Here is a 13,100-nt window from a genome sequence, read left to right as displayed (position 1 = left end):
CAGTTCCAATTTTCCGCTAGTTTATGACTCCGACCGCTGCGATAAAAAATCCCTAGCAGTAGCCACATCATCTGCGATTTGCTGCTTCAATGCATCCAATGATGCAAATCGCTGTTCATTACGTAATTTCTTTCGTAACACAACATCAATACGACGTCCATATAAATCCATATTAACGTCGATTAAATGAACTTCTAATTGTACGCCTTTCCCTTTTACAGTAGGACGACTTCCGATATTTGCCACACCGGGTAAAGGTGATTGATTATCTGATAAATAGACATCAACGGCATAAACGCCTTTAACGGGTGCAACTAAGCGTTTCATAGGAATATTGGCTGTCGGAAAACCAATGGTTCTACCCAATTCATTACCATGAATGACACGCCCACAAATACTGTAAGGGTGTCCTAGTAGTGATTCAGCAAGGACTAAATCATCATTGAGTAACGCTTCTCGTACTGCCGTGCTACTGATACGCAATCCTTTATCACAATAACTTTCGGTATTCGCGACTTCAAATCCATATCTTGCACCGGCTTGCTGTAAAAAGTGAAAATCACCTTCACGATTTTTACCAAAGCGAAAATCATCGCCAATGGCTAGAAACTTCACGCCTAATTTATTCACCAATAGTGATGAAACAAATTCTTCTGGCGTTTGCGCCGCAAATTGTTTATCAAATTTGACACACAAAAGATAATCAATACCACATTCAGCTAAATATTTAATCTTGTCTCGTAAACGAGTCAGACGTGCTGGTGCCTTTTCTGGTAAAAAGAACTCAAGTGGCTGAGGCTCAAATGTCATCACAACCGTAGGTAATCCTCGCTGTGAAGCCTCTTGTTTCAAGTGTTTCAATAATGCCTGATGGCCTCTATGGACACCATCAAAATTCCCAATTGTCAGAACGCAACCGTGGTGTCGCGCTCTAATATTTTGTATACCGCGAATTAGCTCCATAACTGGCTCAATACCGTGGAAATTATTGGATTATACCTTGTCAAAGGCTTGAGAGTAACCCAATATATCAATGTTTATTGATGAGTAATATCTCAACAAGTCGATTCACTGTTATTCTTAAATTTGATTGCTCACATCAAACAAAAAAATGGACTATCACTCACTTCTTGGTTATAAAATCGCATAAAATCAAACATAGATCCTATTAGAATCTATTATTTATTACTCATATACACGATTTTGATGATTTTTTCACTCAAAAGACTGTATTCTACCCGTCTTAACTGATAAAATCTTGCGCCATCACAACGAAACAAGTGTCGCGTACAACGACGCTAATTTTGTATAAATCCATTGACAAACTTAGGTTGAAAAGGCATATTCCTTCACCTTTGTATTTGTCCTCGCTAGAATATATTTGGGAGTTGGAACTTGGCTAATATCAAATCAGCTAAGAAACGTGCGGTTCAGTCTGAAAAGCGTCGTCAGCACAACGCAAGCCGTCGTTCTATGATGCGTACTTACATCAAAAAAGTATACGCAGCAATTGCTTCAGGTGATAAAGAAGCAGCACAAAAAGCATTTAATGACATGCAACCACTTGTTGACCGTCAGGCAACTAAAGGCTTAATTCACAAGAATAAAGCAGCACGTCATAAAGCTAATCTGCAAGCACAAATCAAAGCAATGTAATATTGTTTTATTGTGTTACAAAAAACCGGCTTATGCCGGTTTTTTGTTTTCTATTTTTTAACCACCATCTATTTATGGGGTTGTAACACCCTTTTTATCACCATTAAAGAGTGCTGAAAAATCCGTGTTACAGACACGTTGAACCGCTGGATGTTGGATCATTCGCTCTGCAAAAATCGCGTAATACTCTTCTTTTACTGTATCAAGCACCCCAATCTCTTCGATATTACTATGAGCAAAAGTTTCATCGGTATACAGTGAAGGCGCGACAAAGATAGCATTATAATTTAAGCCAAATGCTTTCATTAATGCCGCATCATCAAACTCACCCAATATTTCCACTTGCAGATTTTTATTACGTATCCATGTTAATAAGTGGCGACCTAACATATATCGACGCCCCGGAATAAGGAGTTTTCGCTCTTCTAAACATTCAGGGAACGGCTTTTCAGGAAGCGGATGGCTGCAAAAAAAACTCATATTACATTCGCCCAGTTTTACAGAGAACAGTCCTTCTTGTTGTGACGAATCCACAGGGCAATCTGATAGGATCATATCCAACTTATGCTGACTTAATTGTTCTAGTAATAGTTCATGAGTAGATTCAAAACAACGTAAATGAATTTGCTCATTATCAATAACCGCCGTTTCTAAGACTCGACTGACTAATTGTTTTGATAATGCATCCGCGACGCCGACATCAAACAGTAAATTCGATTCTTGACTGTAGTTGACAATATCCAGCATTTCTTGGCTAAGCATAAACATTTTATCGGCATAACGAAAAATAAGCTGACCCAATTCTGAAGGAACCAGCCCTCTTCCTTGACGTTTAAATAACTTGCCACCCAATCTTTCTTCTAATGCTTTAATTTGCCCTGTGATTGTCTGAGGTGTCAAATACAGCGCTTGCGCTGCACCCACAACAGAGCCTTCTTTACACACATGCCAAAAATAATAAAGATGGTTAAAATTGAGATGTGACACCCGCATAGTTATCTTCCTTTCAACTTCTGTGCTTCAACACAGACTATGTAATAACCCATTAGTTTGCGATTGGCTTTCCTTGCATCCAATCCTCATAAAAACACCTACGGCACAATACACTGTATTGCACCGTAGGTTTAAATATATAGCTCGGTATTTATTGTGTTAAGAAACTCAAATCCGTAATAAATTTCCCTATATTAACTTCGTTTTTAACTTCGGTAAAACAGAACGAAGCAATAAATATCCCACAACAGCAGCTACTGTTGAACCGACTAAAATACCAAGCTTAGCGTAGGTATTATAAGCCTCATCTGCACCATCAAATGCTAATCCAGCAATAAAGATAGACATAGTAAAACCGATACCACATAGCACAGATACAGCAAATATTTGTTTAAGGTTAATCGCATCTGGTAATTTTGCAATGCCTAGTTTTACCGAAACCCAACTAAAGAGGAAAATTCCAATCGGCTTACCTAAAAATAGACCTAACGCGATACCTAATGGTAAAGCAGATAACATGCCATCAAGCGTTACACCATTTAAAGAAACCCCTGCGTTACTAAATGCAAACAGCGGTAGAATAAAATAGGCAACCCAAGGGTGTAGCACATGCTCTAATTCTTCAGAAGGAGAATCACCTTCTTTATTTCTTAATGGGATAAGGAATCCAACAATCACACCTGCAATCGTTGCATGAATACCTGATTTTAAAATACATACCCACAAGATGAATCCAAGAATTAAATAAGCAGCCGTATTCCCCACTTTACGCCAGTTCATTATGCCCAGAGCAATCACAATCAACCCCGCCAAAGCGAGAGGCATTAGTGCAATACTCTTTGAATAAAAGAGCGCAATAATGACAATTACACCTAAATCATCGATGATAGCTAATGCTAACAAGAAGACTTTTAACTCGACAGGAACACGCTTGCCAAGTAACGCCATAACACCCAATGCAAAAGCAATGTCTGTTGCCGCTGGAATTGCCCAACCTTGCTGTCCCACGGCATCCGTATGATTAAACATCAAATAAATCAATGCGGGTGCTAACATACCGCCTACTGCGGCTATTGCTGGGAAAATAGCTCTGTCGCGCTGAGCCAAAGATCCTTCTTTTAATTCCCGTTTAACTTCCAATCCTACCACTAAGAAAAAGATCGCCATTAAGGCATCATTTACCCAAAGCAATAATGGCTTATCAAGTTCGAACGCACCGAATTTGATCATAATAGGAACGGATAAAAACTCATTATACAAAGCACTTAGAGGTGTGTTCGCCATAATCAATGCGATAATGGCAGCAATAATCAGAAGAATACCGCCTGATGCCTCTAATTTTAAAAATTGTCTAATAATTGCCGTCATAATATTAACCTCAGAATCACTAATCTTGTTAATAATATGATAATTATAAATTCGTAAAAAACAGATTATTTATTGATAACAACTCGGATTTTTCGAATTTAAAAGGAAATATCAAGAAAAATAAGATAAATAGTATCAATTCATCAACATAATTTTTCAAAAATAAAAAATAGGAATAATTAATAACAATTACAATAACACATTGAATACAAATGTTATTTTTTACAATTAAGTAAAAACAAGCCTCTTATTTGATAAATCATAGCAATTGATAAAATAGATCAGATATATCAATCTTTAATTATCAAAAAATTATTATTCTTATCTTTTTATTTATAGCCTTCCAAAATTATAAGAGAAAAAATGTTATTCATTTCACTATTTAACCATTGTGTTATTGTCTTATAGATAGTGAATACTCCCGTTATAGTAAGGTTTCTATCAATATGTCGATTACTATTTTTATTGCCGTTTTATTCGCCGCTATCTTTCATGCGTGTTGGAATGCATTGGTTAAAGTAGGTAGTGATCGATTTTTAGGGATCTCGTTACTGACTTTTTTTTCGGGTGTTGTAACGCTCCCCGCCCTGTTTTGGGTTGGGCTCCCTGATATTGGTGCATGGAAATGGCTTATTCTCTCTGTTTTATTTCATGTAGGTTACACACTCTCTTTAAGTCGCTGTTATGCATTGGCTGATTTTAATCAGGTCTACCCTATCTCTCGTGGTAGTGCACCATTAATGACCGCTTTTCTTGGTTTTTTTCTCTTCCATGAAACACTCCCAATAGCTGGCTTGCTAGGCATTTTATTTATCATTCTGGGTATTATCCTGATCTCACGTAGTAGAAAAATAGCAGAGTTTAATTTACGTAAAGATGCACTCTTTTTTGCGCTGCTTACCGCATTATTTACTGCAAGTTATACCCTATCTGATGGTAATGGCTCACGCGTAGGTGAAACGCCGTTTGCATATATTTTATGGCTCTTCTTTTTAAATGGCATCGCAATGTATTTACTTGCTTGGCTTCGTTATCGCCAACATTTAAAAACTAAGATAAAGGATTATTGGAAACCTGCATTTTTAGGTGGGATCATGCAGTTGGTAAGCTATGGTATTGTGATATGGGCGATGAGCCATGCCTCAATCGTGCTTGTGGCGGCGTTAAGAGAGACTAGCGTGTTATTTGCCATGATCTTATCTGTCTATCTGTTAAAAGAGCAATTTAACCGTAAACAGCTATTGGCGTGTTTAGTCATTTTTGCAGGTATTATTGCTATTAAGATGGGATAACATGAAACATCATTCAAATAAAAAGGCCTGATGACAGAATTTATCATCAGGCCTTTTTGAAGGTGATAAGAAAAATTATTTGGTTAAATCATCAAAGAATTTTTTCACACCATCTAAGAAGCTTTTAGAACGAGGGGTATTTTTCTCACCACTCTTACCACCAAATGATTCACCCAGTTGTTCCATTAACTCTTTTTGTTTTTCATTGAGTTTAACGGGGGTTTCAACCACAACGCGGCACATTAAATCACCAATACTGCTACTGCGTACTGATTTAACACCTTTGCCTTTCATGCGGAACATTTTTCCAGTTTGTGTTTCTGCTGGAATTTTAAGTTTCACACGGCCATCAAGTGTTGGGACTTCAATCTCACCACCTAAAGCAGCAATGGCGAAGTTAATAGGTACTTCACAGTAAAGATTATTGCCATCACGTTCAAAAATATGATGCTGACGAACATGAACCTGTACGTATAAATCGCCTGCTGGTGCGCCATTTTCACCGGCTTCACCCTCACCACTTAAGCGAATACGGTCACCGGTATCAACACCGGCTGGAATTTTAACGGACAACGTTTTAGACCGTTCAACACGACCATCACCATGACATTTAGAACAAGGCTCTTTAATCACTTTACCGCGACCATGACACGTTGGACACGCTTGCTGTACAGTGAAGAAACCTTGACGTAAATGAACCTGACCAGCACCATGACAAGTAGAACAGGTTTCTGCCGATGTACCTTCTTTAGCACCACTACCATGGCATTTGTCACATGTTTCTAGTGTAGGTATACGAATTTCTTTAGTAACACCACGAACCGCCTCTTCAAGCGTTAGATCCATGTTGTATTGTAAGTCAGAACCACGTGCTGCGCGCTGTTGACGACGACCACCACCAAAAATATCGCCAAATACATCACCAAAGATATCACCAAAGTCAGCACCACCGCCGAAGCCGCCACCTTGACCACCAAATCCGCCTTGCTCAAACGCAGCATGACCATATTGATCATAAGCAGCACGTTTTTGAGCATCACTTAAGATCTCGTAGGCTTCTTTAATTTCTTTGAATTTTGCTTCTGAATCTTTATCACCTTGATTTCGATCTGGGTGATATTTCATTGCTAAACGCTTATATGCGCGTTTAATTTCTTTTTCATCGGCAGTTTTACTTAAACCGAGGACTTCGTAAAAATCTCTTTTCGCCATTCTAGATTACCCTTGACATAAGCACACGGGCGTTGAGTTTCCTCGACGCCCGTGTTCGGTATCAGTAACTATTCACAGGTAAGTTACCGTGGCCCGTTAAGGGCATTATTTCTTGTCTTTGCCGTCAACTTCTTCAAATTCTGCATCGACAACGTCGTCATCTTTCTTCGCACTTGCATCAGCACCCGCGGCATTATCTGCTGCACCTGCTTGAGCTTGTTGTTGTGCGATTTCTAGCAGTTTTTCAGAAGCTTCAACTAACGCTTTAATTTTTGCTTCAATAGCGTCTTTATCTTCACCTTTAGACGCAATTTCCAACTCGCTTACCGCTTTTTCGATAGATTCTTTATCGTTCGCTGGTAATTTATCACCCGCTTCTTCAATTTGTTTACGTGTACCGTGAACTAATTGGTCAGCTTGGTTACGCGTTTGTACTAATTCTTCAAACTTACGGTCAGCTTCTGCGTTTGCTTCAGCATCACGAACCATTTTTTGGATTTCTTCTTCATTTAAGCCAGAAGAAGCTTTGATAGTGATGTTTTGCTCACGACCGCTGTTTTTATCTTTCGCTGATACATGCAAGATACCATCAGCATCGATATCAAAAGTCACTTCGATTTGTGGCATACCACGTGGTGCTGCTTGAATACCATCTAAGTTAAACTGACCCAGTGATTTGTTATCACTTGCACGTTTACGTTCACCTTGTAATACGTGAATAGTTACAGCAGATTGGTTATCTTCTGCGGTAGAGAACACTTGGCTATGTTTAGTTGGAATTGTGGTATTTTTTCCGATCAGGGAAGTCATTACACCCCCCATTGTTTCGATACCTAAAGACAGTGGTGTTACGTCAAGTAACAGAACGTCTTTAACATCACCCGCTAATACACCACCTTGAACAGCCGCACCCATTGCAACAGCTTCATCTGGGTTAACGTCTTTACGTGGCTCTTTACCAAAGAAATCTGCAACGGTTTTTTGAACCATTGGCATACGAGTTTGACCACCAACCAGAATAACGTCGTTAACTTCGCTAACTTTCAGACCAGCATCTTCTAATGCAACACGTACTGGTTCCATAGAACGTTTAACTAAATCTTCAACTAAAGATTCCAGTTTTGCACGAGTTACTTTGATATTTAAGTGTTTAGGGCCAGTCGCATCAGCTGTAACGTATGGCAAGTTAACATCTGTTTGTTGTGCAGAAGATAATTCGATTTTCGCTTTCTCTGCTGCTTCTTTCAGACGTTGCATTGCTAATGGATCGTTACGCAGATCAATGCCTTGTTCTTTCTTAAATTCATCAACTAAATAGTTAATTAAACGGCTATCGAAGTCTTCACCACCTAAGTGAGTATCACCATTGGTAGACAGAACTTCATAGGTTTTTTCGCCATCAACTTCATCAATTTCGATGATAGAGATATCGAATGTACCACCACCTAAGTCGTAAACTGCGATAGTACGGTTACCCACTTCACGATCTAAGCCGTAAGCCAGAGCAGCCGCTGTTGGTTCGTTAATAATACGTTTAACATCAAGACCAGCGATACGACCCGCATCTTTAGTCGCTTGACGTTGAGCATCGTTAAAGTAAGCTGGAACAGTAATAACCGCTTCAGTAACAGCTTCACCTAAATAGTCTTCCGCTGTTTTCTTCATTTTTTTCAAAACTTCAGCAGATACTTGTGGTGGAGCCATTTTTTCGTTACGCGCTTCAATCCAAGCATCACCGTTATCCGCTTTTACAATTTTGTAAGGCATGATAGCAACGTCACGCTGAACTTCTGCATCTTCAAAACGACGACCAATTAAACGTTTGATGGCAAATAAAGTATTTTGTGGATTAGTCACAGCCTGACGTTTTGCAGGTTGACCAACTAAAATTTCACCATCTTGTGCATAAGCAACGATTGAAGGAGTAGTACGATCGCCTTCTGCGTTTTCAATAACCCGGGCAGTTTTGCCATCCATTACAGCAACACAAGAGTTAGTTGTACCCAGGTCAATACCAATAATTTTACCCATTTAAACGCCTCCAAAGAGAATTCTTTATCAATTTGATTACCAATCTATATGAGGATGAATATTCATTTTTCAAGTCACAAATTAATAGACTAAACAACATCATCTCAAAGCGGATACAAAATCAACGCAACTCAATAGTGGTAATTGCAGTTGAAAAAGTAGATGGGGTCATAAATACATTCATCAAGGGGAATAATGAAAAAAAATGCAAAAAATGCGAAAAATTTGTGCTCAAGAATAAAATAGGAATTAAAACTTATTATTTTTCATAATGTTAGAGAAATTACAAATCACATTATGATTTATCTAAAATGCTTTTTTAAGACTAGACTTAGAATAAATGCATAACCATTTGAAAAACAATGTTTTTTAACTTTTATAATAACAGCATCAGATAAATATAAGGTTATTTTTGCATATTCAAACTGAATCACCACATTTCCTCGACAGAAAGGCGACGACAAAAATAACCTCTTACATCATTTATGCTGAAGTGGAACGTCGTGCTGATTTAGGTCTAAACGCAGCAACAATCGCTTCATTAGTTTCGATATAAGGGCCATCAAGCAGTTGAATACAGTACGGTACACTAGCAAAAATACCACTAACAATCACATTACCGTCGTTATCCTTTAATCCTTCCAATGTTTCTGCGATAGCTTTCGGCTGCCCAGGTAGATTTAGAATTAGCGCTTGGTTACGAATAACACCAACTTGGCGAGATAAAATAGCGGTGGGGACAAACTTCAGACTAATTTGACGCATCTGCTCGCCAAAACCGGGCATTTCTCTATCTGCAATAGCCAACGTAGCATCAGGAGTAACGTCTCGACGAGCGGGGCCTGTTCCCCCTGTTGTTAACACTAAATGACAGCCGACTTCATCAACTAGCTCACACAGTGTTTGCTCAATCATAAGTTGTTCGTCAGGAATTAAGCGTGATTCGATATGAAAAGGCGTTATTAATGCCGTTTTTAGCCAAGCTTCTAAAGCGGGTAAACCTTTATCTTCATACACCCCACTTGATGCACGATCAGAAACAGAAACTAAACCAATACGTAAGTCATTCATATCGAACCTCTATTAATCAATCACCGTCTAACTTGCGCGCAGATATTACCATGAGAACACAAGAGAATTAAAAAGAATCTCAATATATTACTGATAATTACTATTTGATTGTTGAGAATAGATAATAAGAAATGATCACAATCTATTTTTATATCGTGTTAACTCATAACGAAAAAGGGAGCATACGCCCCCTTTCTTTCATCTTAAATAAGATTAATTAATATTATTCATCAATATACTTAGTAATATAAGAAGCCGCTAATTTTTTCGCTTCCGCTAATTGTGCTGCATTTAATGCGCGAGCAGTACGTTTTAACATCGCTTCGTCACCATCACCATTTTCAACAGCCACAGAGAACCATGCATAAGCTTCTTTCAGATCGCGTTTAACGCCTTTGCCATAATAATAGTTTAAAGCGAGGTTATTTTGCGCCAAACCATTACCTTGCATCGCTGATTTTCTATACCATTCAACCGCTTTACGTGCATCTTTAGCAACACCGTCGCCTTCATCGTACATTACGCCTAAGTTATTTTGCGCATCACGATTTCCTTGGTTTGCTGCTTTGGTATACCAGAAAACGGCTTTAGTGCCGTTACGCTCTACCCCTTCACCGTCGTCATAAGAAACAGCAAGGTTATATTGTGCATCAGAGTGACCTTGTTCTGCTGCTTTTGTATACCAAACTACCGCTTTTTCATGATCTTGTGCTACACCGATACCTTCATCATAAGAGATACCAAGGTTATATTGTGCATCGCTATCGCCTTGCTCACCGGCTTTAGTATACCAATACACGGCTTTCTCATGGTCTTGCTCTACACCATCACCATCATCATAAGAAACAGCGAGATTATATTGAGCTAAAGAAACACCTTGGACAGCGGCTTTGTTATACCAATAAACTGCTTTTTCTGCATCACGGTCAATATCATTACTCATGTCATACATCAGTGCTAAATTTAACTGTGCTTCAGCGTGACCTTGTTCGGCAGCTTTGGTATACCACTCCAGCGCTTTTTGTCCATCCTGCTCAACACCTTCGCCATTCTCATATTTTACGCCCAATTGATACTGAGATGCTGCATTTCCACTTTCAGCACTTTTTTCAATTGCAGGTAAAGAGAACGCCGTTTTACTTTCTGCCATTGCAGCGCCACTAAAAAATAACGATGCAAGTACCGTTGCCAAGACAATCTTTTTCATAATTCACCAATAATAAATAGAGTTTTTTAATAATATATTTTTATAATTATTACTGGATAAATAATATATTCCAATCAATTTAATCTTAAAATTAACTTAAATGTTATTTTGAGTAGCAAAAAATGAAAATACCCATCTATATAAGATGGGTATTTAAGATTTTTATAAGAATTTAACGACGAATTATAATAAATCCGCAATCATTTTCTCTAATTTTTCCTGATCAACAGCAAATTTACGAATACCGTCAGATAATTTATCTACAGCCATTGGGTCAGCATTATGCTCCCAATAGAATTGAGCTTCAGTGATAGCGTCTGGACGTGCTTTCACTTCGCCTTTGTAGGATAATTTATGTTCAACTTCACCTTCAGCTTCTGATAATTCTTTTAACAGTGCTGGAGCAATTGTTAAACGGTCACAACCCGCTAATTCTAAAATCTCACCGATATTACGGAAACTTGCACCCATAACAACAGTGTTATAGCCGTGTTGTTTGTAATAGTTATAGATTTCAGTAACAGAAATCACACCTGGATCTTCAGCTGGAGCAAACTCTTTTTTATCTGTATTCGCTTTATACCAATCCATGATACGACCAACAAATGGAGAAATCAGGTAAACACCTGCTTCAGCACATGCACGCGCTTGAGCAAAAGAGAACAGTAAAGTCAGGTTACAGTTGATACCTTCTTTTTCTAATTGCTCTGCGGCACGGATACCCTGCCAAGTAGATGCTAATTTGATAAGAATACGGTCGTTACTGATACCCGCATCATTATAAAGTTTGATTAAATGACGTGCTTTTTCGATACATGCTTGTGTATCGTAAGAAAGACGTGCGTCAACTTCCGTTGAAATACGGCCAGGGATCAGCTTTAAAATTTCTAAACCGATATTTACTGCCAATTTGTCGCAAGCATCAACGATTTGTTGTTCACGTGAATCGCTTTGTGAACGAGCCCATTCAATCGCTTCATCAATTAATTTACGATATTCAGGAATTTGAGCTGCATTTAAAATTAAAGATGGGTTGGTAGTTGCGTCTTGTGGCTGATACAGTTTCATTGCTGCGATGTCACCAGTGTCAGCAACAACCGTTGTCAGCTTACGCAAAGAAGTCAATTTGTTGGTCATTTTGTTTATCTCATCTACTAGGTAAATCTGTTTGCAGTCACCTGCGGATATCTATTGATAATAACATGGACTGCTCACACTACAAGACGCTTAGATTCATACAAAGCAATTATTTAAATGCCAAACGTTTTCGCAAAACAAAAGCGGAAAAAAACAGAAGAAAGTCGCAAGCTGAATCGTTTAAATCGTCTAATTTTACAACAAATAAGAGAAACAATTGTTTTTTCCTATTACTATAATTTAGTCTTTAATCAAAAGAATTTGTTATATTTGGTCAATATTAAAATAACGTATCGAGGGAATTATGCTAATCACCATTTCACCAGCTAAAACACTGGATTTCGAATCGCCTTTAGCAACAACGCACTTCACTCAACCTGAATTGCTCAAATATTCCCAACAACTTATCGAAGAATGTCGGAAATTATCATCGAGCGATATTGCAAGCTTAATGAAAATAAGTGATAAGCTCGCGGGATTAAATGCCGCTCGTTTTGGTGAATGGCAACCTAATTTCACACCAGAAAATGCACGCCAAGCTATTTTGGCATTTAAAGGTGATGTTTATACTGGAATGCAAGCTGAAGGTTTTTCTGAAGATGATTTTCAATTTGCACAACAACATTTACGTATGCTTTCTGGCTTATATGGTGTACTTCGCCCACTTGATTTAATGCAACCGTATCGTCTTGAAATGGGAATAAAGCTAAAAACTAACAAAGGAAGCGATTTATACCAATTTTGGGGAAATACCATTACAGAAGCGTTAAACAAAGCACTTGAGGAACAAGGCGATAATATTTTAATTAATTTAGCATCTGATGAATATTTTAAATCAGTTAATCCGAAAAAACTCAATGCTGAAATTGTTAAGCCTATTTTTCTTGATGAAAAAAATGGAAAATATAAAGTGATCAGTTTCTACGCTAAAAAAGCCCGTGGATTAATGAGCCGCTTTGTTATTCAAGAAAAACTGACCAATAAAGCACAACTGAAAGAGTTTGATCTTGAAGGTTATCAATTTAATTCGGCAGAGTCAGAAGGTAATACCTTAGTATTCAAACGTGCTGAATCTATGGCCAAATAAATATCGTTTAAATTGAACGCTCAATGATAAAATAGCCCTTAGCAAA

Annotated in this window: 11 protein-coding genes; 3 read left to right on the top strand and 8 right to left on the bottom strand. The window is 38.1% G+C overall.

The window, feature by feature from the left end:
- Positions 1–21: 21 nt before the first annotated feature.
- Positions 22–963: a bifunctional riboflavin kinase/FAD synthetase gene (ribF, locus tag SB028_RS03260; protein ID WP_069368644.1), complete on the bottom strand. Its 942-nt coding sequence runs from the start codon at positions 961–963 to the stop codon at positions 22–24.
- 432 nt (positions 964–1,395) lie between these two features.
- Between ribF and rpsT the strand changes: the two genes are divergently transcribed.
- Entirely contained in the window at positions 1,396–1,656 is a 261-nt protein-coding gene (gene rpsT / locus SB028_RS03255) for a 30S ribosomal protein S20 (RefSeq protein ID WP_069368645.1), read from the top strand.
- Positions 1,657–1,728: 72 nt separating this feature from the next.
- Here rpsT and nhaR read toward each other — a convergent pair whose 3' ends face one another.
- Together nhaR and nhaA are read right to left on the bottom strand one after the other, a co-directional pair.
- The gene (gene nhaR / locus SB028_RS03250; protein WP_069368646.1) at positions 1,729–2,649 is read right to left on the bottom strand and encodes a transcriptional activator NhaR; all 921 of its coding nucleotides are present in this window, start codon (positions 2,647–2,649) and stop codon (positions 1,729–1,731) included.
- Between the two features lie 189 nt (positions 2,650–2,838).
- Positions 2,839–4,017 (bottom strand): Na+/H+ antiporter NhaA, encoded by a 1,179-nt coding sequence (gene nhaA, locus SB028_RS03245; RefSeq protein WP_069368647.1) that lies wholly within the window; start codon positions 4,015–4,017, stop codon positions 2,839–2,841.
- Positions 4,018–4,463: 446 nt separating this feature from the next.
- Here nhaA and SB028_RS03240 point away from each other — a divergent pair, with 446 nt between their 5' ends.
- Entirely contained in the window at positions 4,464–5,309 is an 846-nt protein-coding gene (locus SB028_RS03240) for a DMT family transporter (protein ID WP_069368648.1), read from the top strand.
- A 75-nt stretch (positions 5,310–5,384) separates the two neighbouring features.
- On the opposite strand, the gene dnaJ is transcribed toward SB028_RS03240, so the two are convergent.
- From dnaJ to tal, 5 genes are all read right to left on the bottom strand, one after another.
- Positions 5,385–6,521, bottom strand: coding sequence for a molecular chaperone DnaJ (dnaJ, locus tag SB028_RS03235; protein ID WP_069368649.1), 1,137 nt, complete (start codon positions 6,519–6,521; stop codon positions 5,385–5,387).
- A 105-nt stretch (positions 6,522–6,626) separates the two neighbouring features.
- Positions 6,627–8,552: a molecular chaperone DnaK gene (gene dnaK / locus SB028_RS03230; RefSeq protein WP_069368650.1), complete on the bottom strand. Its 1,926-nt coding sequence runs from the start codon at positions 8,550–8,552 to the stop codon at positions 6,627–6,629.
- A gap of 483 nt (positions 8,553–9,035) precedes the next feature.
- Complete coding sequence (mog, locus tag SB028_RS03225) at positions 9,036–9,623, bottom strand: molybdopterin adenylyltransferase (protein ID WP_069368651.1); 588 nt, start codon at positions 9,621–9,623, stop codon at positions 9,036–9,038.
- 223 nt (positions 9,624–9,846) lie between these two features.
- A complete protein-coding gene (locus SB028_RS03220; protein WP_069368652.1) occupies positions 9,847–10,830 on the bottom strand; it encodes a tetratricopeptide repeat protein in 984 nt (327 codons plus the stop codon).
- Positions 10,831–11,013: 183 nt separating this feature from the next.
- A complete protein-coding gene (gene tal / locus SB028_RS03215; RefSeq protein ID WP_069368653.1) occupies positions 11,014–11,967 on the bottom strand; it encodes a transaldolase in 954 nt (317 codons plus the stop codon).
- Between the two features lie 304 nt (positions 11,968–12,271).
- On the opposite strand from tal, the gene yaaA reads away from it, so the two are divergent.
- Complete coding sequence (gene yaaA / locus SB028_RS03210; RefSeq protein ID WP_069368654.1) at positions 12,272–13,054, top strand: peroxide stress protein YaaA; 783 nt, start codon at positions 12,272–12,274, stop codon at positions 13,052–13,054.
- The last annotated feature ends 46 nt before the right edge of the window (positions 13,055–13,100 follow it).

It is taken from the genome of Proteus vulgaris (genome assembly GCF_033708015.1).
Classification (GTDB): Bacteria; Pseudomonadota; Gammaproteobacteria; order Enterobacterales; family Enterobacteriaceae; genus Proteus.
Note: the sequence above shows the minus strand (reverse complement) of the source record. Positions and strands in the feature narration are given on the sequence as shown.

Coding starts and splice junctions, on each gene's coding strand:
- ribF (WP_069368644.1), bottom strand. CDS start 963: ATGGAGCTAATTCGCGGTATACAAAATATTAGAGCGCGACACCACGGT.
- nhaR (WP_069368646.1), bottom strand. CDS start 2,649: ATGCGGGTGTCACATCTCAATTTTAACCATCTTTATTATTTTTGGCAT.
- nhaA (WP_069368647.1), bottom strand. CDS start 4,017: ATGACGGCAATTATTAGACAATTTTTAAAATTAGAGGCATCAGGCGGT.
- SB028_RS03240 (WP_069368648.1), top strand. CDS start 4,464: ATGTCGATTACTATTTTTATTGCCGTTTTATTCGCCGCTATCTTTCAT.
- dnaJ (WP_069368649.1), bottom strand. CDS start 6,521: ATGGCGAAAAGAGATTTTTACGAAGTCCTCGGTTTAAGTAAAACTGCC.
- dnaK (WP_069368650.1), bottom strand. CDS start 8,552: ATGGGTAAAATTATTGGTATTGACCTGGGTACAACTAACTCTTGTGTT.
- mog (WP_069368651.1), bottom strand. CDS start 9,623: ATGAATGACTTACGTATTGGTTTAGTTTCTGTTTCTGATCGTGCATCA.
- SB028_RS03220 (WP_069368652.1), bottom strand. CDS start 10,830: ATGAAAAAGATTGTCTTGGCAACGGTACTTGCATCGTTATTTTTTAGT.
- tal (WP_069368653.1), bottom strand. CDS start 11,967: ATGACCAACAAATTGACTTCTTTGCGTAAGCTGACAACGGTTGTTGCT.
- yaaA (WP_069368654.1), top strand. CDS start 12,272: ATGCTAATCACCATTTCACCAGCTAAAACACTGGATTTCGAATCGCCT.